This window comes from Lysobacter sp. A289 (genome assembly GCF_054072675.1).
In genome coordinates this window covers 1,288,847-1,309,270 of the sequence record NZ_JBSVRN010000001.1, presented here as the reverse complement: position 1 = coordinate 1,309,270, position 20,424 = coordinate 1,288,847, and the positions used below count along the sequence as shown (strand labels likewise).

17 protein-coding genes, 2 tRNA genes and 1 pseudogene are annotated in these 20,424 nt (G+C 64.6%); 12 read left to right on the top strand and 8 right to left on the bottom strand.

Going from position 1 to position 20,424, the window contains the following annotated elements; all coding sequences use genetic code 11:
* Positions 1-24 precede the first annotated feature (24 nt).
* The 10 genes and pseudogenes from ACW5DN_RS05945 to ACW5DN_RS05900 all read left to right on the top strand — a co-directional run bounded on the left by ACW5DN_RS05945 (position 25) and on the right by ACW5DN_RS05900 (position 11,164).
* Positions 25-2,658, top strand: a complete 2,634-nt coding sequence (locus ACW5DN_RS05945; protein ID WP_456961814.1) for a TonB-dependent receptor — start codon at positions 25-27, stop codon at positions 2,656-2,658.
* A gap of 108 nt (positions 2,659-2,766) precedes the next feature.
* Positions 2,767-3,270: a CinA family protein gene (locus ACW5DN_RS05940; RefSeq protein WP_456961813.1), complete on the top strand. Its 504-nt coding sequence runs from the start codon at positions 2,767-2,769 to the stop codon at positions 3,268-3,270.
* 77 nt (positions 3,271-3,347) lie between these two features.
* A complete protein-coding gene (gene lexA, locus ACW5DN_RS05935; protein ID WP_456961812.1) occupies positions 3,348-4,016 on the top strand; it encodes a transcriptional repressor LexA in 669 nt (222 codons plus the stop codon).
* 176 nt (positions 4,017-4,192) lie between these two features.
* Positions 4,193-5,227, top strand: a pseudogene (gene recA, locus ACW5DN_RS05930) (recombinase RecA); the annotation flags it as partial.
* A 95-nt stretch (positions 5,228-5,322) separates the two neighbouring features.
* The gene (locus tag ACW5DN_RS05925) at positions 5,323-5,868 is read left to right on the top strand and encodes a regulatory protein RecX (RefSeq protein WP_456961811.1); all 546 of its coding nucleotides are present in this window, start codon (positions 5,323-5,325) and stop codon (positions 5,866-5,868) included.
* Positions 5,869-6,058: 190 nt separating this feature from the next.
* Positions 6,059-8,728 (top strand): alanine--tRNA ligase, encoded by a 2,670-nt coding sequence (gene alaS, locus ACW5DN_RS05920; protein WP_456961810.1) that lies wholly within the window; start codon positions 6,059-6,061, stop codon positions 8,726-8,728.
* A gap of 127 nt (positions 8,729-8,855) precedes the next feature.
* The gene (gene csrA, locus ACW5DN_RS05915) at positions 8,856-9,080 is read left to right on the top strand and encodes a carbon storage regulator CsrA (RefSeq protein ID WP_456961809.1); all 225 of its coding nucleotides are present in this window, start codon (positions 8,856-8,858) and stop codon (positions 9,078-9,080) included.
* 63 nt (positions 9,081-9,143) lie between these two features.
* A tRNA-Ser gene (locus ACW5DN_RS05910) sits at positions 9,144-9,235 on the top strand.
* Positions 9,236-9,424: 189 nt separating this feature from the next.
* Positions 9,425-9,501 (top strand) — tRNA-Arg (locus ACW5DN_RS05905).
* Between the two features lie 268 nt (positions 9,502-9,769).
* Positions 9,770-11,164 (top strand): TIGR03013 family XrtA/PEP-CTERM system glycosyltransferase, encoded by a 1,395-nt coding sequence (locus ACW5DN_RS05900; RefSeq protein WP_456961808.1) that lies wholly within the window; start codon positions 9,770-9,772, stop codon positions 11,162-11,164.
* 20 nt (positions 11,165-11,184) lie between these two features.
* On the opposite strand, the gene ACW5DN_RS05895 is transcribed toward ACW5DN_RS05900, so the two are convergent.
* A complete protein-coding gene (locus tag ACW5DN_RS05895; RefSeq protein ID WP_456961807.1) occupies positions 11,185-12,102 on the bottom strand; it encodes a glycosyltransferase family 2 protein in 918 nt (305 codons plus the stop codon).
* Here ACW5DN_RS05895 and ACW5DN_RS05890 point away from each other — a divergent pair.
* A complete protein-coding gene (locus tag ACW5DN_RS05890; RefSeq protein ID WP_456961806.1) occupies positions 12,101-13,135 on the top strand; it encodes a polysaccharide deacetylase family protein in 1,035 nt (344 codons plus the stop codon). The genes ACW5DN_RS05895 and ACW5DN_RS05890 overlap by 2 nt on opposite strands.
* Positions 13,136-13,158: 23 nt before the next feature.
* Here the strand turns inward: ACW5DN_RS05890 and ACW5DN_RS05885 are convergent, their stop codons facing one another.
* The 6 genes from ACW5DN_RS05885 to ACW5DN_RS05860 all read right to left on the bottom strand — a co-directional run bounded on the left by ACW5DN_RS05885 (position 13,159) and on the right by ACW5DN_RS05860 (position 17,955).
* Positions 13,159-14,211 (bottom strand): hypothetical protein, encoded by a 1,053-nt coding sequence (locus ACW5DN_RS05885; RefSeq protein ID WP_456961805.1) that lies wholly within the window; start codon positions 14,209-14,211, stop codon positions 13,159-13,161.
* Entirely contained in the window at positions 14,208-15,194 is a 987-nt protein-coding gene (nadE, locus tag ACW5DN_RS05880; protein WP_456961804.1) for an NAD(+) synthase, read from the bottom strand. Before nadE ends, ACW5DN_RS05885 begins: the two co-directional genes overlap by 4 nt.
* Complete coding sequence (locus ACW5DN_RS05875) at positions 15,191-16,705, bottom strand: class I adenylate-forming enzyme family protein (RefSeq protein ID WP_456961803.1); 1,515 nt, start codon at positions 16,703-16,705, stop codon at positions 15,191-15,193. The genes nadE and ACW5DN_RS05875 overlap by 4 nt, the downstream gene beginning before the upstream one ends.
* 8 nt (positions 16,706-16,713) lie before the next feature.
* Positions 16,714-16,962: an acyl carrier protein gene (locus ACW5DN_RS05870; RefSeq protein ID WP_456961802.1), complete on the bottom strand. Its 249-nt coding sequence runs from the start codon at positions 16,960-16,962 to the stop codon at positions 16,714-16,716.
* Between the two features lie 241 nt (positions 16,963-17,203).
* On the bottom strand, positions 17,204-17,806 hold the full coding sequence (locus ACW5DN_RS05865) for a hypothetical protein (protein WP_456961801.1): 603 nt from the start codon (positions 17,804-17,806) through the stop codon (positions 17,204-17,206).
* Positions 17,803-17,955, bottom strand: a complete 153-nt coding sequence (locus tag ACW5DN_RS05860; protein WP_456961800.1) for a hypothetical protein — start codon at positions 17,953-17,955, stop codon at positions 17,803-17,805. Before ACW5DN_RS05860 ends, ACW5DN_RS05865 begins: the two co-directional genes overlap by 4 nt.
* A 313-nt stretch (positions 17,956-18,268) precedes the next feature.
* Here ACW5DN_RS05860 and ACW5DN_RS05855 point away from each other — a divergent pair, with 313 nt between their 5' ends.
* On the top strand, positions 18,269-19,411 hold the full coding sequence (locus ACW5DN_RS05855; protein ID WP_456961799.1) for a PQQ-dependent sugar dehydrogenase: 1,143 nt from the start codon (positions 18,269-18,271) through the stop codon (positions 19,409-19,411).
* A 1-nt stretch (position 19,412) separates the two neighbouring features.
* On the opposite strand, the gene ACW5DN_RS05850 is transcribed toward ACW5DN_RS05855, so the two are convergent.
* Positions 19,413-20,393, bottom strand: coding sequence for a methyltransferase domain-containing protein (locus ACW5DN_RS05850; protein ID WP_456961798.1), 981 nt, complete (start codon positions 20,391-20,393; stop codon positions 19,413-19,415).
* Positions 20,394-20,424: the final 31 nt, after the last annotated feature.

Genomic DNA, 20,424 nt, shown 5'->3' with positions numbered 1-20,424 from the left:
GATCGCTGCTTGGGAGGGGACACCATGGGAACTGCAAAGCCTGCACGTACGTTGCTTGCCACATCGGTTTTGGTAGCGCTGGCCACATTGGTCAACGCGCCAGTGATGGCGCAGGAAGCACCAGCCGAACCGGAGTCGGCCACGACGACCAACGACGAACGCGCCACTACGCTGGCCGGTATCACCGTCACCGCGCAGAAGCGCGAGGAAGCCCTGCAGGACGTTCCGATTGCGATCACCGTGTTGCCCGAGCAGTTGCTGCAGGACACCGGGGTGCGCGACATCAAGGACCTGCAATTGCTGGTTCCCGGCTTGACCGTCACCAGTACCCAGAGTGCCGTGCAGACCACCGCGAGGATTCGTGGCATCGGCACGGTGGGTGACAACCCGGGGCTGGAGTCGTCGGTCGGGGTGGTGATCGACGGTGTGTACCGGCCGCGTAACGGTGTCGGTTTTGGCGACCTCGGCCAGATCGAGCGCATCGAAGTGTTGAAAGGCCCGCAAGGCAGCGTATTCGGCAAGAACACCTCGGCCGGCGTGATCAACGTGATTACCCGCCGGCCCAGCTACACCACCGAGGTCGAGGGCGAGCTGACCTTTGGCAACTACAACGCGCTCGGCGCGGCGGCCTCGTTCAACTCGCCCATTGGTGATAACGCCGCCTTCAACATCTACGCCGCCAAACGCAAGCGCGACGGAATCATGGACGTGCGCGCCGGGCCAGGCCCGCGCACCGAGACCGATGACTACGACCAGAACTTCCACTCGTTGCGCGGCCAGTTGCTGTTCGAGCCGAGCGACACCTTCGACATCAACTTCATCGCCGACTTCACCAGTCGCGAGGAAAACTGCTGCACCGGCGTCACCATCGCCCGCAATCCGACCCCGGGATTGCCGTATAACGCGCCGATGCAGGTGATCAACGCGCTGGCCGGTGGCGAAGGTGTCAGCCCGACGGTGGATCCGTTCGCGCGGATCGCCTACAGCAACCGCAGCACCGAGCAGGACATCAAGGACAAGGGCATCTCGGCCGAGGCCAATTGGGTAACGCCATGGGCCGGCGGCGCCGAGTTGACCTCGATTACCGCCTTTCGCAGTTGGGAGGCGATCAACGGGCTGGACTTCGACTTCAGCAGTGCCGACATCCTGTATCGCAAGGCCGACCCGGACGAGTCGTTCACCGGCTTCGAGACCTTCAGCCAGGAATTCCGCCTGACCGGTGCGACCGACAGCGTCGACTGGATGGTGGGGCTGTTCTATGCCAACGAGGACTTGGATCGCAACGACTCCTACCGGATCGGCGCGGCCTACGAGCCCTACTTGTCGACCCTGGTGGGCAGCCAGGTGCTGGGCGCGGTCGCCGCCGGCCTGGCGCCGATGGGGCTGACGGTGGACATGTCGAACCCGGCGTTGTTCATGTCGCAGGTCAGCGGCCAGCCATTCGGGACCAACTTCGCCGGTCTTGGCGCGCTGGACCTGTATGAGCAGGAGTCGCGCTCACTGGCGCTGTTCACCAACAACACCTGGCACGCCACCGACGCGTTGGATCTGACCCTGGGCCTGCGTTACACCCGCGAGGAGAAAGACCTTTCGTCGATTTACAGCAACCCCAATGGCTCCCCGGGCTGTGGCGCGGCGCTGGGTAACCCGGGTGGGCGCGTAGGCGCTGCGATCGCCTCGCGCATCAACGGGTTCGCGAGTTTGCCACCGGCAACCCAGGCGGCGTTGCTGGGTGCCGTGGTTCCCGGCGCCGCGCCTGAGGTCGCCGGTTACATGTGCCTGCCTTGGGCCAACGCCCTGCACAACGGTCGGGTGACCAATCAGTCGCGTGATGAAAGCGAATGGTCCGGAACGGTGAAGGCCGCCTACCGCTGGAACGAGCAGGTGATGACCTATCTGTCGGCCGCGCGCGGTTACAAGGCCGGCGGTTTCAACCTGGACCGGGTGCAGTCGTCCAATGGCCTGTCCAGCGGCACCAACGGAATCACGCCGGTCGACGACACCTCGTTCCCGGGTGAGTTTGTCGATAGCTACGAGTTGGGTGCACGTACCACCTGGGCCGGCGGCGACCTGTTGCTCAACGCGACCTTGTTCCATCAGACCTACACCGACTTCCAGCTCAACAGCTTCCTGGGCACCAGCTTCGTGGTGCGGGCGATTCCGGAAGTCGTGTCGCAGGGTGTCGACGCGGAGATGATCTGGCAGACCGGCATTGACGGGCTGCTGCTGCAGGGCGGGTTGATGTATGCCGATACCCGATACGGAAACGACCTGCTGCCGGATGCCGATCTGTTCCTGCTGCCTGGCGGTCGTGCCAGCTTCGCGCCGCTGTGGTCGGGCACCGCCTCGGTCACTTACGAACAGGATATTGGCACCAACCTGATCGGCCGTTTCAACATTGGCGCCAAGCACACGTCCGACTCCAACACCGGCTCCGATCTGGATCCGCAGAAGGTGCAGCGCGCCTACACGACCGCCAACATGCGCGTGGGCATCGGTGCCAGCGACCGCAGTTGGATGCTGGAGCTGTGGGCGGACAACCTGACTGATGAGGACTACATCCAGGTCGGCTTTGACGCCCCCTTGCAGGCGGATGCGTGGAACGCCTTTCTTGGGGCGCCGCGTACCTACGGCGTGACCTTTCGCGTACGTTACTGATAGGCGTGACTGACAGGCGTGGTTGATTGAACCCGCAGGAGCGACTGATCGCGCTCCTGCGGTTTTTTTGTTGCGTGGTGATGGCGTCCGCCCGCTATAGTCCGTCCCATGAGCAAAGACGCCTCCGACGCCGCCCTTCATCAACTTGCCGAGAAAGTCGCCGCAGCGGCACGCCAGCATCACCATCGACTGGTGACCGCCGAGAGCTGTACCGGCGGCTGGATCGCCAAGACCCTGACCGATATCCCGGGTTCCTCGGAGTGGTTCGAGTGCGGCATTGCCGCCTATAGCTACGAGGCAAAGCAGGCGATGCTGGGAGTGCAGGCCAGCACCCTGGAGGAACATGGGGCGGTCAGTCGCGAAACCGCGATCGAGATGGTCTCCGGCGCCCTGGTGCATTCCGGAGGGAGTCTTGCCGTGGCGGTGACCGGCATCGCCGGCCCTGGCGGCGGGATCGAGGACAAACCAGTGGGAACGGTCTGGATTGCCTGGAAGCGGCGGGGCGGGTATCCGACCGCGCTGGTGTTCCATTTCGACGGCGACCGCGAGGCGGTGCGTCGACAGACCGTTGCGGCGGCGCTGCACGGGCTGCTCGACCTGGCTGCCGCCTGACCCGTCGCGCCGCCGCCAACGCCGGATATCAGGCAACGCTTGCATCGTCATGATCATCGTTAGTAGTATTACTGCTAATGAACGCACTCACTGAAACCCAGCAAGCCATCCTTGCCTTGATCGTCGATAGCATCGCCGAGGAAGGGGTGCCCCCGTCACAAGTCGAAATCGCCCGGGCGATGGGTTTTGCCGGCGTCCGTGCGGCGCAATACCATCTGGACGCTCTGGAGCAGGCAGGGGCGATAAGCCGGTTGCCTGGCAAGGCCCGCGGGATCCGGGTACTTGGCCCGGCCGTGTCCGAAGCCAGCGATAACGGCGGCAATGGCGATGCCACGGGCATGCCGGGGCCGGCGGCGGAAGAAGCGTTGCGGCTGCCGGTCCTGGGACGGGTCGCCGCAGGCACACCGATTGGTGCCGATATCGGGTCCGATGACTACGTACTGATGGATCGCAACATTTTCTTCCCGTCGCCGGACTACCTGCTCAAGGTCCAGGGTGACTCGATGCGCGACGAGGGGATCTTCGACGGCGACCTGATTGGCGTCCATCGCACCCCGGAGGCGCGAAACGGGCAGATCGTCGTTGCCCGCATTGATGATGAAATCACGGTCAAGCTGCTGAAGGTCGGCAAGGATCGGATCCGGCTGTTGCCACGCAATCCCGATTACCAGCCCATCGAGGTCCAGCCGGATCAGGACTTTGCCATTGAGGGGCTGTATTGCGGATTGGTGCGTCGTGGCAGATAAACCACCGCTGATTCCGAGTCGGGGCGCGGCACTTTCCGACCCGAAGACGGCGCCGGGGATGATAGGCCGGTACCGCGAACCAATCTTAATGTCGTAGTCGTGGCTGTGTCGCAATCCGTGCGACCGGCTCCACGTAATCTGGATCCACTCAACTGATGGCAGCAAGGAAACCCACAATGGACGAGAACAAGAAGCGAGCTCTTTCCGCGGCACTGGGGCAGATCGAGAAACAGTTCGGTAAAGGCTCGGTCATGCGCATGGGCGACCGGGTGGTGGAAGCGGCCGAGGTGATCGGCACCGGCTCGTTGATGCTGGATATCGCGCTTGGCATCGGCGGCCTGCCCAAGGGCCGGGTGGTTGAGATCTACGGCCCGGAATCCTCCGGCAAGACCACCTTGACCCTGCAAGCGATTGCCGAGTGCCAGAAGGCCGGCGGCACGGCTGCGTTCATCGACGCCGAACACGCACTCGATCCGATCTATGCCGCCAAACTGGGCGTCAACGTCGACGACCTGCTGCTGTCGCAGCCCGACACGGGCGAGCAGGCGCTGGAAATCGCCGACATGCTGGTGCGGTCGGCCGCGGTCGATATCGTGGTGGTCGACTCGGTCGCCGCGCTGACCCCGCGCGCGGAGATCGAAGGAGAGATGGGCGCCCAGTTGCCCGGCCTGCAAGCTCGTCTGATGAGCCAGGCATTGCGCAAGTTGACCGGCAACATCAAGCGCTCGGGCACACTGGTGATCTTCATCAACCAGTTGCGCATGAAGATCGGCCAGATGATGCCGGGCCAGAGCCCCGAGGTGACGACGGGCGGCAACGCACTGAAGTTCTACGCCTCGGTACGCTTGGACATCCGTCGCATCGGAGCGGTCAAGAAGGGTGATGAGATCATCGGCAACCAGACCAAGATCAAGGTGGTCAAGAACAAGCTGGCACCGCCGTTCAAGCAGGTATTCACCGAGATCCTGTACGGCGAAGGCATCTCGCGCGAGGGTGAGTTGATCGAGATGGGCCTGGAGGCAAAACTGGTCGAAAGAGCGGGTGCCTGGTACAGCATGGGTGAGGAGCGTATCGGCCAGGGCAAGGAGAACGCCCGTCAATACCTCAAAGACAACCCGGCACTGGCCGAGGGCCTGGAGGCGGCGCTGCGCAAACTACTGGTGCCGGCGGAGGCCAACCCGGCGGTGGCGGCAGATGCCGAATCGGACGATCCAGTGGACGGTGTCGCGAGTCGCAAGCCGGTGAAATCCGGCAAGGCCGGTAAAGCGGAGAAAGCGGAGGCCTGATCGCCTCTCACGACGGGATCATGCAGGACGAAAGCTCCGACGATGGCCGCGATGGCGGACTGTTTGGAACAGGCACCGGCACCGGCTCGGCGGTTGATCCGGGTCGGCGCCGCAAGCGCCCACCGGCCACCGTGACCGAGCGGGCGCTTGGGCTGTTGACGCGCCGCGAGCACTCGCGCAAGGAACTGATCGCGAAGTTGACCTCGCGCGGGCTTGATGCGGACGAAGTTCTGGTCGTCGTGGACAAGCTCACCGAGGCGGGCTGGCAAGATGACGGCCGCTTTGCGGAAAGTCTGGTTCGGGCTCGCGTCGGGGGAAGCTACGGGCCGATCCATATCCGCGCAGAACTGCGTACGCACGGGCTGGACAGCGATGCCATCCTCGCGGCGATGGATTCCTTTGAGGGTGACTGGACCGAAAATGCCCGTGACCTGGTTCGTCGCCGCTATGGCGATACAGTCCCGGATGACCTGTCGCTGCGTCGCAAGGCAGCAGACATGTTGATGCGCCGTGGATTCCCCGGTGATGTGGTGAGGGCGGCGACTCGCTACGATCCAGACGATTAGCGTGGTGCTCCGAAAGTGGGCGCTGGCTGGCGGCTTACCGCCGCAGGGCAAGGAGACCATGTTCGTGTCGAGGTTCGGCCCCTGATACGCTTGTCGGCTTCGCGCAGTTGTCTCTGCGTCCCGGAACCCCCATCTTGCGGGGATCGGCGCAGCGCCAGCGTGCCCAGCCCTTCGACAGCCGTGGCAAGTCATGAATAACGCTCCCCATCCCAGTACCAACGATATCCGTCGCGATTTCCTCGAATTCTTCCGCGAGCGCGGACACACCATCGTGCCCTCGGCGCCGCTGGTACCCGCCAACGATCCGACGTTGTTGTTCACCAACTCCGGGATGGTCCAGTTCAAGGACGTGTTCCTGGGAAGCGAGAAGCCCGGTTACGTGCGTGCGGCCGACGTCCAGCGTTGCCTGCGTGCCGGCGGCAAGCACAACGACCTGGACCAGGTCGGCTACACCGCGCGTCATCACACGTTTTTCGAGATGCTCGGCAACTGGTCGTTCGGCGATTACTTCAAGGAAGACGCGATCAAGTGGGCGTGGCAGCTGTTGACCGAGGTCTGGAAGCTGCCGCCCGAGCGCCTGCTGGCAACCATTTATCACACCGACGACGAGGCGTTCGAGATCTGGAACAAGCAGATCGGCCTGCCACCCGAGCGAATCATCCGGATCGGCGACAACATGGGTGCGCCGTTCGCCTCCGACAATTTCTGGCAAATGGCCGATACCGGTCCGTGCGGCCCCTGCACCGAGATCTTTTACGACCACGGGCCGGCGCACTTTGGTGGCCCGCCGGGTTCGCCCGACGAAGATGGCGACCGCTTTATTGAAATATGGAACCTGGTGTTCATGCAGTTCGACCGCCAGCCCGACGGCAGTCTCGCCCCGCTGCCGGCGCCCTGTGTCGACACCGGCATGGGCCTGGAACGATTGGCCGCGATCCTGCAGGGCAAGCATGGCAACTACGAGATCGACCTGTTCCAGCACCTGATCGCCGCCGCTGGCCGACTGACCGGCACGGCCGACCTGGACAACAAGTCATTGCGGGTGATTGCCGACCACATCCGGGCCTGCAGCTTTCTGATTGTCGATGGCGTGCTGCCATCCAACGAGGGTCGCGGCTACGTGCTGCGCCGGATCATCCGGCGCGCCTTGCGCCATGGCTGGATGCTCGGCCAGAAGCAGCCATTTTTCCACCGCATGCTCGCGCCGTTGATCGAGGTCATGGGCGGCGCCTATCCGGAGCTGACCCGGGATCGGGTGCTGATCGAGCAGTCGTTGCTGGCCGAGGAGGAGCGTTTCGCCGAGACGCTGGATTCTGGCATGCGCATATTCGATGAGGTTGCCGCGCGCTCCACGGACGTCATCCCAGGGGCCGATGCCTTCCGCCTGTATGACACCTACGGATTCCCGGTCGACCTGACCGCCGATATCGCGCGTGAACGCGGTTTGACGATCGAGATGGCGGGTTTTGATGCGGCCATGGCGCACCAGCGCGAGATGGCGCGTGCGGCGGGGAAATTCGGCAATGCCACCACGTTGCCGGCCGAGTTGGCGGCGCAACTGCCGGCCACCGAATTTCTTGGTTATGACCGTCTGGAGGAGCGCGATCTGGAAGTGCTCGCGCTGCTCAAGCAGGGTCGCCCAGTGGAATCAATCCAGGCTGGCGACGACGCCGTGGTTATCCTGGGTTGTACACCGTTCTACGCGGAAAGTGGTGGCCAGGTCGGCGATGCCGGCGCACTGGTCATTGGCGATGCCCGGTTCCAGGTGGACGACACGCTGAAGTTTGCCGGTCAGTTCCACGGACACATCGGCACGCTTGCGGCCGGCACCCTGGTGCGCGGTGACAAGGTGGCCGGGTCGGTAGACCAGGTCCGTCGCGGCGCGACCGTGCTCAACCATTCCGCCACTCATCTGCTGCACGCCTCATTGCGCAACGTGTTGGGTACCCACGTGGTGCAGAAAGGCTCGTTGGTGGCTCCGGAACGGTTGCGCTTTGACTTCTCGCACTTCCAGCCGGTCACCAGCGACGAGTTGGCCGATATCGAGCGGCGGGTCAATGCCGAGATCCGCGCCAACCATGAAGCGGAAATCCGGCAGATGGACATGCAGTCGGCGTTGGATTTCGGTGCCATGGCGTTGTTCGGCGAGAAATACGGTGACCAGGTGCGCGTGCTGCGGATGGGCGATACCTCCACCGAGCTATGCGGCGGCACCCATGTCTCGCGTACCGGCGACATCGGTGTGTTCAAGATTGTTTCCGAGGGCGGCGTGTCATCCGGCGTGCGTCGGATCGAGGCGCTGACCGGGCAGGGCGCGCTGGATCACATCACCGGTGAAGAACAGCGCCTGGGTGAAGTCGCGCACCTGCTGGGTGGAAGTCCGGCCGACCTGACCGACAAGGTGCGGCATTTGCTGGAGCGGCAGAAAAAGCTCGAGCGCGAACTGGACGCGATCAAGGCCAAGGCCGCATCGGGAGCGACCGCCGACCTGGCGGGATCAGCCGTGGACGTGGCGGGGGTCAAGGTCCTTGCGGTGCGGCTGGAGGGCTTTGATGCCAAGGCCCTTCGCGATGCCCTGGACCGGCTGAAGAACCAGTTGGGTGATGCGGTGATCGTCCTGGCCGGTGCCAGGGGCGGCAAGGCGGCATTGGTGGCGGGCGTCAGCGGTAGCGCACTGGGCAAGGTCAAGGCGGGGGAACTGTTGGGGCATATCGCGGGTCAGATCAATGGCAAGGGCGGCGGACGGCCAGACATGGCGCAGGGCGGGGGCGAGGACAGCCCGTCACTGGCCGCGGCGCTTGCGGGTGTACCCGCATGGGTCGGTACGTGTTTGGGACTGAACGAATCCCTCGACCCATGACTTTCTTCGCTTGCGGACTTTGTCCGGTCAAGCAGATACTTTCCGTTTACTGAAACTGGAAGCGCCTGACGTATTGCGTGGGCGCAACCTACCGGGCACGATGCACCGGTACAAGGAGACTTTACCCATGCTAATTCTAACCCGTCGCGTCGGTGAGACCCTGATGATCGGCGACTCGGTGACTGTCACCGTGCTTGGGGTGAAGGGCAACCAGGTGCGAGTCGGCATCACCGCGCCCAAGGATGTTGCAGTCCACCGCGAAGAGATCTACCAGCGCATCCAGCGCGGCGAAGAGCCCGAGGTACGCGGTGGCGAAGCCGAGGTGGAACCGGGGAAAAGCGAGACCGAGTGACAAAAAGTTTGCCCCAGGTTGGGTGAGCCGTTATGCTTCCCGCCCGCACATCGTGTGTGTCGCGGAGAGTTGCCCGAGTGGCTGAAGGGGCTCCCCTGCTAAGGGAGTATGGGGGTTAAACTCCATCGAGGGTTCGAATCCCTCACTCTCCGCCAATTTGCATCGGCGGCGGGTTGAAGGCGACCAGCAACACCGGTCAACGCCTTTATCTGTCACCTGCTGTACGCCGCCGCAAGGCGGCTTCGTCTTGATGGACAGCGCGTTATCGCGACCGTTGCTCAAGGCAAAGGCAACACCGGAAAGTTTGACGAGATTGCGATTGATCGTCATAATTCTCCGACTGCGCGCCCGTAGCTCAGCTGGATAGAGCACCAGGCTACGAACTTGGGGGTCGGAGGTTCGAATCCTTCCGGGCGCACCATACAAGAGCACGAAAGGGCCGACGAGCAGCACTCGTCGGCCCTTTTTTTGTGTGCGACTTCCACGCGGACGGACGTTTCATTCCTGATGCACCGGCGCTTTTCCGTGTTGTCACGTCCGGATCGCGCGGTTTCCCCCGTTGTTTAGATCAGACCCTCCGCAGCATTGGCCGCGGGCCTCGGGGAAGTGGTACGACGACAGGGGAACGCAATGCGTGCTTCGGCGGATCAGTGCGGGGACTTCATCGTTATTGCCCGGGTGACACTGCCATGAGTTTCTTGTCGGTCAGCCGCAAGAACCGGGTGTTGCTGTTGCTATGGCTGCTGGAACTGATGGTCATCGTTGCGGCGGTCACGGTTGCGGCGTGGCTGCGGTTCGTCGGCGACCACGAGGGACTCGTCACGTTCACCCAGACCGCGCCGGCGCGTCGGCTTCTGGTCGCCCTGGTGGTCACCTTGGTAATGACCGCATTCGGGCTGTACCAGGTGCATGTGCGGCACAACCGGCAGGACTTCCTGCTTCGCCTGCTGCTGTCGTTCTCGTTCGGTGGTGTTGGATTGCTGGTGCTGTACTACCTGGTGCCGGTGACCTACATCGGTCGCGGCGTGTTGTTGCTGTCGCTGGTATTGGGGTTCATCGGTGTCATCGCCACGCGCTGGTTGTGGGAGCAGCTGTTCGATGCTGAGGCCTTCAAGCGACGAGTCCTCGTGCTGGGAGCCGGTAACAATGCCAACCTGGTGAATCGCCGATTGCGCCGGCGATCGGATCGCCGTTCGCTGGTGGTGGTCGGATTCGTGCCCGTCCCGGGACAGGCTATCGCGGTGCCGGAGGAACTGCTGGTGGACATGGGCGACAGCCTGGTCGAACTGGCGACCCGACTCAGCGCGTTCGAGATCGTGGTCGCGCCGGACGAGCGCCGTGGCGGCCTACCGATGGAGGAGATGCTGGCCTGCGCCCAGCGGGGTATCGCCATGACCGACCTGTCGACGTTCTTCGAACGCGAGGCCGGGGTGGTCACGCTGAATGTCGCCGACCCCTCCTGGCTGGTATTTTCCGGTGGCTTCGAGAACTCGATGGTTCGCCGGCTGTGCAAGCGGTTCTTCGACTTGGCTGCAGCATCGGCGCTGTTGCTGGTCGCGTGGCCTTTCATGCTGCTGGTCGCAGCGTGCATCCGGCTGGAGTCGCGCGGGCCGATCCTGTATCGACAGGTTCGCGTGGGGGAGCGGGGGCAGCACTTCGAGCTGGTCAAGTTCCGGAGCATGCGGGTCGACGCGGAAGCCGACGGGGTGGCGCAGTGGGCCGCCAGTGATGATGATCGGGCCACCCGGGTGGGACGCTTTACCCGGCTCACGCGGCTGGACGAGCTGCCGCAACTGTTCAACGTGCTGCGGGGCCAGATGAGCTTTGTGGGGCCCCGTCCCGAACGACCACAGTTCGTCGACCAGCTCAGCACGGAGATCCGTTACTACGCGGTCAGGCACTGCGTGAAGCCGGGACTGACCGGCTGGGCGCAACTGCGCTATCCCTACGGGGCGTCGGTGCGCGATGCCGAGGAAAAGCTCAAGTTCGACCTGTTCTACGTGAAGAACCACGGGGTGGTGTTCGACCTGTTGATCCTGCTGCAGACGGTCGAGGTAGTGCTATTCCGGCGTGGTGCGCGTTGATCCCGTCGGGCCGTGGCGCGTTACCGCGAGAGCAGCCCGCGTGCGGCGCGCTTCAACGCGAACGGCAGCAGGCCGAGCGCCTGCCGGCGAAGCGTGGGTTCGGATGTCGCATGCCACGCGCGGGACGCCAGTCTCCAACCGTCGGCCCAGCGGGAATGGATGAGCATGCCGCGGGCGATGCGCAGGTTGACAGAGGCAAACGCGCGTTGGCGTTCGGTTTCGTCGACCTGTCCACGTGCGTCCTCGAATGCTCGCTCCATCACCCCCAGGTAGTCATCGTAGGTATGGGGCAGCGCCGACAGCCCGTCATCATGGCCGCGCATCGCGCGCACCAGTACCTGGTCGACTACTCCGACCTGCCAGCACCTGGCGACGCGCAGGTGGTACTCGATGTCCTCAGCCGTACGCAGCGACTCGTCGAACCCACCAATGTCATCGAACACTTCGCGTCGCATCATCACCGATGCGGGCACCAGCGCCGGGTTGTGCAGGATCCAGCGCAGCACCCAACCATCCTCCCGGATCACGTCGCGGCGGCGGAACACGTCGATCTCGCGGTGCTGCTCGTCGACGCGGGCGACGTCGCACAGGACCATGCCGGCTTCCGGGTGCGATTCGAGCCAGGCGAGTTGCCGGGCGGTCTTGTCCGGAAGCCATTCATCATCACTGTCGAGCAGGGCGAAGTAGCGGCCGCCGGCGATAGCCATGCCATGGTTGCGCGCTGCGGAAACCCCGGCATTGGCTTGCCAGACATGCTGCACGCGATTGCCGAAGCGCTCGCGCAACGCCGCTGCGGTTCCATCGGTGGAGCCGTCGTCCACCACCACGATTTCGTCGACGCGGCGCGTCTGCGCGAGCACCGAATCGATCGCCCGGCTCACCAGTTCGCGCCGGTTGAACGTCGGTATGATCGCCGAAACCTGGATTGAGTCAGTCATGCTGCCGGAACTCGCGAAAAGGCTTCTTTATGGGTGCGGTGCGCTGGGCCTGTACCACCGTGTCCGAAACGTGGACACGCTGACCGTAGCGATGTTCCACCGGGTGCTGGACCCGAGTGACCCGCGCTGGCAATCCTGCGACCCGGACTACACGATATCGACCGGACTGCTGGCGCACTCGCTGGCGTTCTTCAAGCGTCACTACAACGTGGTATCGCTGGGGCGGGTGCTGGCGGCGCGGCGCGGACTGGAACCGCTGCCGTCGCGCGCGTTGTTGATCACCTTCGACGACGGCTGGGCCGACAACGCCGAGTTTGCCCTGCCGGAACTGCAGCGTGCCGGCGTGCCGGCGTTGCTGTTCGTGGTCGCGGACGTGATCGGGCGACGACAACCTTTCTTTCAAGAACAATTGGTGGGGGCTTGGCGGCGCGGGAGGGTCAAGGTGGCCGACCTGTCCGCGTCGCTGCCGACCCATGCACCCGCGACCGATACCTCCGCTGATCCGGAGGCAGAAGAGAGCTTGAAGGCGCTGCGCACGGTCATTGCGCAATTGGAAGCACTTGACCCGGTGCAGCGGGATGCGGTGCTGGCGCCGCTCGCGCAAGTGCTTGATGACGGCCTGCGCCAGATGGTGGACGTACAGGACTTGCAGCGGTTGGAACACGGCGGGGTCGCGCTGGGCCTGCATGGAAAGACCCATGAGGCGTTGACCGAGGGATCTGACCTTGATTCGGAACTCGCTGGCGCCCGTACCGCGCTCGCGGCCCACTTGGGGTCCGAGCAGCCGGTGGGAGAATCGATGTCGTTTCCGCATGGTGTGCACGACCCGGTGGTAGCACGACGAGTCCGCGAATCCGGTTACGAGTTGGCATTTACCAGCGTACCGGTGCTCAACCCTGCGCGGCCCGAACCAGGGTGGTTGCTTGGCCGCACCGGTTTCGAGAGTGGGGCCGTGGTCGATTCGCAGGGGCGTTTCCGGCCGGAACGGCTGGCGCTGTACCTGTTCCGCCGCGAGCGACGGCGGCTGGTCTGAGCCGCCGCGGCGGCGCAACGGATTCACTCGTCCTCGTCGGCGGCGGTCAGGAACAACGCCGGGTCGTTGCCGCCTGGGTCAGGCCAGCTCCACTGGCCGAACACCGGGCGGCGGCCGCGTTCGACGAAGCGGCGCGAATGCCAGGCGTCGAGGTGCGAGTCCGGCGCGGCCAGTTCCACCGATACCGCGGCATGCCCTGCGGCGCGTGCCGCGCGCAACAGCGCATCGAGATAGTGGCGACCGACACCCTCGGCAGCGTCGCGGGTCCAGAAGTCGCGGACATGCAGCGTGCCATCGATGCTTTGGGTCGCGAACCAGCCCGACAATGATCCGTTCGGCTCACTCAGCAGCAGGTGGCGGGTCTTGCCCAGCGGACATTGATCGAAGCGCCAGCGTACGTGCCGGCCATCGCGGATCGCGAGCAGGCCGTGGCCATGCGGCGAGCCGGACCAGAGTGCATCCATGCGCGGGTCGGCGCGGTTGCTCCACTGGGCATGCAGGCGCGCGCCGCCGAGGCTGCGCAGGGTGTCGGCCAGGTGGACGGCGAGATCGATCGCGGCGCCGGCCACCCGGGCCAAAAACAGTGGCATCTTTCTGGCGAGGTAGCCGGCGTGGCGGAGCACCTTCGCATGCCGGACGATATCGGCCAGGTGGCGGTAGCCGACCCGCTTGAATACCGGTGCGGCCTTTGGATTGGGGAAGCCGTACAGCAGGTCGAGATCGCGCTTGCCGGCTGCGACCAGACCCTGCTGCAGGATCAGTGCCGGGCCCAGCGAGCGATGTTCGGGAGTGACCGCGAGATCGACCAGCACGCCGGCCCGGATGTCGCGGTTCCGCCACGACATCCGCCGCCGACCGGCCGAACACGCACCGATCGCGGTGCCGCTGGGTTCGTGCCGAAGCAACTGCAACAGCGGTGGATCGCCGGACGATTGCAGGTAGAACCAGTCGTACTTGGCCGCCATCAGTGGTGCCTGCCCCAGGTTGTCACGCCAGATCGAGAGTACGGTGTCGCGATCGCGCTCCACATCACCGGTCTGCGCCGTGTATAGCGGCACCTGCAACGCGGCGTTCATGCGGACTCCAGCTCCCCGACTTCGGTCGCCAGTACCGGGGCGCGGTGCAGGTAGCGGGTGGTACGCCGCTTGTTGCGGATATCGTCGTAGACGGCGCGCGCGTGCGCTTCGCTGATCTGCAATGCCGAAGCCAGCTCCGCCGCGGGTCGGTCGTGGTTGAGCGCCCACAAAGCCAGGTCCATCTGCCGGTACGGCAGGCCGTAATAGAACTCATCCTGGCCCTGGCTGAGGCTGTAGGTGTCGGTCGTGGGCTGGGCAGTGCATAGCCGTTCGGGAAGGCCGAGGTGACGCGCCATCGCGTAGACCTGGGTCTTGTACAGGTGGGCGATCGGCTTGACGTCGGCCGAGCCGTCGCCGTTCTTGACGAAGAATCCTTGGTCGTACTCGACCCGGTTGGGTGTGCCGACCACGGCATAGTTGAGGCGGTCGGCATGGAAGTATTCGAGGGTCTTGCGGATGCGTTGCTTGAAGTTGGTCGCGGCGACGATGGTGAGGTATTCGGACAGGCCGAGGTCGCGTTCGTGGCGGCGTCCGTCGGGACCCTCGGCGATCAGGCGGAACCGGTTGATCCGGCCCTCGGTGCCTCCGTCGATCACGATCTTCATTTTCCAGTCGTCGCCGTAATCGGGCAGCACGCTGCGCACCGCCGCATCGCGCGCGCGGTAGCAGCCGATTGCCGCCAGCGTCGGGGCGATGTCGATGGTCTCGCTGCGCACGCCCAGGTGCCCGGCGAGTATCCGCGCGCGCTCGGCGCTGTCGTCGGACGAATCCTGTTCCGGCAGGATCAGGGTGAATACCCGGTCGGGGCCGAGCGCCCGCACCGCCAGCGCGGCGCTGACCGAGCTGTCGATGCCGCCGGAGATCGCCACCACCAACCCGCGTCGATGCAACTCGCGCGCGGTGATGTCGCGCAGGCGCGCGGCGATCCCGTCGGCTTCCTGTTCTAGGTCGATGTCCAGTACGGTCCAGTCCAGTGGGCTCATGGGGTTACCTGTTGCTCGGTGAGTTGGATGCGCCGAACCTTGCCCGACGCGGTGCGGGGCAGCGCGGTCACGAATTCGACGTGCCTGGGGATCTTGTAGGGCGCCAGGCGCGCGCGGCAGTGCGCCTTGACCCGTTCGACGCCGCGCTCGGGCAGGGTCTCGGTGACGATGAAGGCCTTGATGACCTGGCCGAGGACCTCGTCGTCGATGCCCACCACCGCGACCTCGATCACGCCCTCCATCTCGGCGATCGCCTGCTCGATGTCGTCGGGATGCACGCGATGGGCGCCGGTCTTGATCATGTCGCTGCGGCGGCCGGCGAGGAACAGGAATCCGTCGTTGTCGAGGTGACCGATGTCGCCGGTGCGCAGCCAGCCATCGCGCATCACTGCTGCGGTCGCGGCCGGGTTGTTCCAATAGCCTTGCATGACGTTCGGGCCGTGTACCCAGACCTCCCCGGCCTCGCCGGTGGCGGCATTACTGCCGTCCTCGCTGAGTATCTTCAGCGAGACTCCATCGATGGGGACGCCGACCGAGCCGGGCTTCTGGTCCAGCCGTTCCGGCGGCAGCCAGGTCAGGCGCGAGGTGGCCTCGGTCTGGCCGTACATCACGAACAGGCGCGGATGCGGCAACGCCGCGCGCAGCCGGTTCGCCAAGGTGGTCGTCATCGCGCCGCCGGCCTGGGTGAGATAGCGCAGCGACGACAGGTCGTACTCGTGCAGCGCGACGCGACCCAGCAGCAGCGCGAAGGTGGACGGCACGCCGGAGAAGCCGGTGACCCGCTCGCGGGCGATGTCTTCGACCACCAGGTGCGGAAACAGCAGGTTCGGTGCCAGCACCACCCGTGCACCGCTGATCAGGTGGGTATGCAGAACCGAGGCGCCGTAGGCGTAATAGAACGGGAGCACGCTGAGCACGCTGTCGTCCTGGCACAGGCCGAGATAGGCGATTACCGAGTGCGCGTTGGCCAGCAGGTTGGTGTGGCTGAGCATCACGCCCTTGGGCGCACCGGTGGTGCCGGAGGTGTAGAGGATGAGGGCCACTGCGTCGGGCCCGGTGCTGCCATCGCTCGCGCATTCGCGTGTTGTTTCTGCAGGCGTGAACCGGAACTCGGCGTCCGCCTCGCCCAGGGAAAAAGCCTGTGGCCGTGCCGACATCGCGTCCAGTGCCTGCAAGGCATCGGCATGGTCGCGCTCGTGGACCACGAATCGCGCGCCGCAATGATCCAGCCAAGGCACCAGATCGCGCACCCGTGCCTGCACGTTCAATGCGACCACCACGCCGCCGGCAAGCCACACACCGTACCAGGCCACCGCCGCCTCGATCCGGTTGGGCAGCACGATCGCGACGCGGTCGCCAGACACGAGTCCGTGGCCCCGCAAAAGGGCCGCAAATGCGTTGGCCTGCGACCACAGTTCGCCGTAAGTGGCCTGCCGTTCGCGATCGACGATCGCGGTCCGCCCCGGCGTCGTGTCCGCCACCGCCGCCACTTGTGAAGTCAACGAGTCCACGGCGGCTTTCACCCCGCGAGCTTGCGGATGACGAACTGGTTGACCGAGTCGATCGAATCGAAGTGCGCCGGGATCATCTCGTCCGGCGACACCGAGATCTGATAGTTCTCTTCCAGGAACAGGATCAACTCGTGGATGCCAGTTGAATCCACGATCCCGCCGCGGATGAGCGAGTCCTGATCCCCCAAGGCGCTCTCGTCCTCGGAAAACAGGAAGTTCTGGAGCACGAATTGCTTGATCCTGCGTTGCTGTTCCATGTCGGACGTTTCCCCTTGGCCGGATTTCCACGACGTGTCATGCGACGCCCGTGGTGCTCGCACTGGTGGTTAACGTTCTGGACGAACGTCACCGGCCAACCGCCAACCGGTTCACCAGTACCATCGGGCCCCTCGCGGACCGCCACGACGCGGAGCCGACCGTCAAGATCACCGCCCCACATCACCGCGACCGACATGGTAGGGATGGGTTTCTACTTCGATGATGCGACCAGCTTAGTTCTCACAGGCAAGCGTGCACGTCATACCAGCCAATTAGCCGATTCCGATCTCGCGCGTGCTTCCATTTCTTTAGTAACGCGGCTGCGGTGCACCAGTTACCGTCGCTTGCCCACGGCGCCGGTCCACTGCTGTGCATGAGTTGGAACCATCGCCCCGACCGGCGTACCCGCGACGGCTCATCGAATCCCAGCCATCGCATCAATTTCCACCTGATTCGAGCTTCCAGGCTGCTTTCGTTGTCCAACTCCAGGAAGCTGCATTGACCGATCAACTTGAATCGCGAATAACCCAGCGATGCCAAGTGCGCGACGAGTTCCTCAAGATCGTCGTCGGCTTCGAACGACAGGAATTGCGGGCGGTTACCTCGATCGAGTGCCAGGATGCAGTATCGATCGGCACCTTCGATGTCGACCTTGACGTGGTGGGGCACGCCGTATTGTTGAACAAGTTCGGCGAATGTGACCGTCGGCACTGTGCAGGCTCTGGATGGATTCCGATGGGCGATTTTGTTCTCGAATATTGTGCTGGCGCCCAGATCGTCACCGCACAGGACCAAGTCGATTTCGCCGGATCCGCCTGCAAGCGCACGGTTGACCAGCGTCAACCGTGCGCTGAGATGTCCTGCTGGAATAGTTGCCTGGCTTGGTCGGCCAGCGCGGGGTTTGCCTCGACGGCCATCACACGAAAACCTTCTTCCAGGAAGTACCTAGAGTCGGAACCGTCGTACATGCCGATGTGGAATGCAAGCTTCATCACTAGTCTCTAGACGTCGATTGGAGGTTTTCCGGAAAAGCTCATATCTGGATGTGGCAACTCACGCGAGATTGCCCCTACGCTAGTGACGCTTCTCTTGCCAACGGTGCGACGACCTGGAAATGGTCATTCGTCACGGACGTCATCGTGGGTGTCGTCCGGCCTGCGCGATGGCCAGTTTGCGTTGTACTGGTCAACCGCCCTGCTCGGAGTACCTATGTACCGTTGGTTGTTGATCACGTGGTTGGTATTTGTTGTCGCAAGCTGTGGAGACGCAGTTCCGGGCGGATCGCCGGTTGTATCGCCGCGCTGGGTGGGAGACTCGCCACCGGTTAGTCATGCCTCGCGGCAAGGTGCCTTTGCCGTCACCGAACTGGTCGTCGGGCTGGAACACCCGTGGGCGCTGGCGTTTCTTCCCGATGGCAGCATGCTGGTCACCGAGCGGCCGGGGCGGCTGCGCCGGATAACCCCTGATGGACAGGTGTCGGCACCGCTCGACGGGTTGCCCGAAATCTTCGTGGATGGTCAGGGCGGACTGCTCGACGTGGCGCTGTCGCCGACGTTCGCCGACGACCGCCTGGTCTACGTGTCGTTCGCCGAGCCGAATTTCCGCGGCAACCTGGCCGGCACCGCGGTGGCGCGCGGCCGGTTGGAGGGCGGGAGCCTGCGGGACGTCGAGGTTGTCTATCGGCAGGAGCCCAAGCTGTCCGCCGGCACCCACCTGGGTTCGCGGCTGGTGTTCGATGGCGCCGGACATCTGTTCGTCACCCAGGGCGAGAACCGGGTGGCTGCCGCGGCCGCGCAGGAGCTCGACAAGCTGCAGGGGAAGCTGGTGCGGATCTGGCCGGACGGCAGCATCCCCGAGGACAACCCGTTCGTTGGCCGCGACGACGCCCGGCCGGAGATATGGTCCTACGGCCACCGCAACATGCAGGGCGCGGCCCTGCATCCCGGCACCCGCGAACTCTGGATCAGCGAGCATGGGCCGATGGGCGGCGACGAACTCAACATCCCCGAGGCCGGCCGCAACTACGGCTGGCCGGTGATCACCCACGGCAGGGACTATGACGGCAAGCCGGTGCCGGGGTCGGTAGGCACGTCGGCGCCCGGCATGGAGGAGCCACACCATGTCTGGCCGGTGTCACCGGGCTTGAGCGGCATGGTGTTCTACACCGGCGACCGGTTCCCGCAGTGGAAGGGCGACCTGTTCCTCGGCGCGCTTGCCACCAGCGAACTGATCCGGCTGGAACTGGACGGCGACGAGGTCGTGGGGCAGGAGCGTTTGCTGTCGGAGCGCGGCCAGCGCATCCGTGACGTGCGGCAGGGTCCCGACGGGGCTCTGTACCTGCTGGTGGACCATGCCAGCGAGGGCCAGCTGCTACGCCTGACGCCGAGTGGCGGGGCGGCGGCCGACTCGCCGGAACCTCCGGTGGAGGCGTCGGCGCCGACGGGTTGAATCAGGCGACCGCCATCGTGCTGCGGTCCACGGTGGTAGCCCCGATCGGGTTGGTGGTTGCCGGACGGGCGATGAAGTCGATGCTGGTGATGCACAGCTGCTCCGCCGGGAAATGGGCGAAGCGCGGATGCACGCGAATGGCGGCCAGTTGCTTCAGCCGCTGCGGCCGGGCGGTCGAGGTATCCAGCAGGATGTCGAACCCGGATTCGGCGGCAAGGTCGATGAACTCGTGGGCGCGCATCCGGTTCTGGTAGAGGAAGGCGTTGTTCCAGAATTGCCAGGCGCGATCCGAATACTGCAGGTAGTTCAGCTGACTGACGTTGCGGTCGACGTAGGCATAGTGGTCGCCACAGTTCACCGAGTGGAACATCAGCCCCGCCGGCGCGAGTATCCGCCGTGATTCCCGGTACATCGCGGCGATCACTTCGGCCGGCACGTGCTCGAGCACGCTGTTGGAGAACACCACGTCGACCTCGCCGTTGGTGAGGCCGGAGCAGGTCGCATCGGCCGGTGCGCGATAGCGGACAACGCCGCCGGTCGACAGACCCAGGGTGGCGCCTGAATCCAGTGACCTCCGCAGACGGGCGTGGCGGTCGCGGATCGTGGCGACGTCGGTGCCGGACGCGTCGGCGATGACGTCGAGGAAGCCTTCCAGTTCCGAAACACAACGGTGCAACAGTTGCGGTTGCAGGTGGTGCGTCAGGTCGAAGGTGGTCACGCGCGCCGCGCCGGCCAGGTAGCAGGCAAGCGGAAAGGTCGGATACCAGCCGGTGCCGATCTCCACCATTCGCGCACCATCGATCGCGATGCCGGCGGTACGCAGGTGGCCGACCATGATGGTCCAGTCGTCGACCTTGGTCGCCAGTTCTCGGCTGAAGTCGGTCAGGCCGCCAAACCTGCGCTGCAACTGGTAATGCAGGCCGGCGCCGGCCGGATGGATGCCGAGGAGTTTCTGGATGAGTCCCTTGATTCGCCAATGCATGTCGTTCTCCGCTGCGTTCCCGTGCCGCTAG

Bases quoted from the DNA above. Each gene is read 5' to 3' on its own strand.
- lexA (WP_456961812.1), top strand. From the start codon at position 3,348: ATGAACGCACTCACTGAAACCCAGCAAGCCATCCTTGCCTTGATCGTC.
- ACW5DN_RS05945 (WP_456961814.1), top strand. From the start codon at position 25: ATGGGAACTGCAAAGCCTGCACGTACGTTGCTTGCCACATCGGTTTTG.
- ACW5DN_RS05895 (WP_456961807.1), bottom strand. From the start codon at position 12,102: ATGACTGACTCAATCCAGGTTTCGGCGATCATACCGACGTTCAACCGG.
- alaS (WP_456961810.1), top strand. From the start codon at position 6,059: ATGAATAACGCTCCCCATCCCAGTACCAACGATATCCGTCGCGATTTC.
- ACW5DN_RS05940 (WP_456961813.1), top strand. From the start codon at position 2,767: ATGAGCAAAGACGCCTCCGACGCCGCCCTTCATCAACTTGCCGAGAAA.
- ACW5DN_RS05850 (WP_456961798.1), bottom strand. From the start codon at position 20,393: ATGCATTGGCGAATCAAGGGACTCATCCAGAAACTCCTCGGCATCCAT.
- ACW5DN_RS05860 (WP_456961800.1), bottom strand. From the start codon at position 17,955: ATGAAGCTTGCATTCCACATCGGCATGTACGACGGTTCCGACTCTAGG.
- csrA (WP_456961809.1), top strand. From the start codon at position 8,856: ATGCTAATTCTAACCCGTCGCGTCGGTGAGACCCTGATGATCGGCGAC.
- ACW5DN_RS05870 (WP_456961802.1), bottom strand. From the start codon at position 16,962: ATGGAACAGCAACGCAGGATCAAGCAATTCGTGCTCCAGAACTTCCTG.
- ACW5DN_RS05925 (WP_456961811.1), top strand. From the start codon at position 5,323: ATGCAGGACGAAAGCTCCGACGATGGCCGCGATGGCGGACTGTTTGGA.
- ACW5DN_RS05885 (WP_456961805.1), bottom strand. From the start codon at position 14,211: ATGAACGCCGCGTTGCAGGTGCCGCTATACACGGCGCAGACCGGTGAT.
- nadE (WP_456961804.1), bottom strand. From the start codon at position 15,194: ATGAGCCCACTGGACTGGACCGTACTGGACATCGACCTAGAACAGGAA.
- ACW5DN_RS05890 (WP_456961806.1), top strand. From the start codon at position 12,101: ATGCTGCCGGAACTCGCGAAAAGGCTTCTTTATGGGTGCGGTGCGCTG.
- ACW5DN_RS05900 (WP_456961808.1), top strand. From the start codon at position 9,770: ATGAGTTTCTTGTCGGTCAGCCGCAAGAACCGGGTGTTGCTGTTGCTA.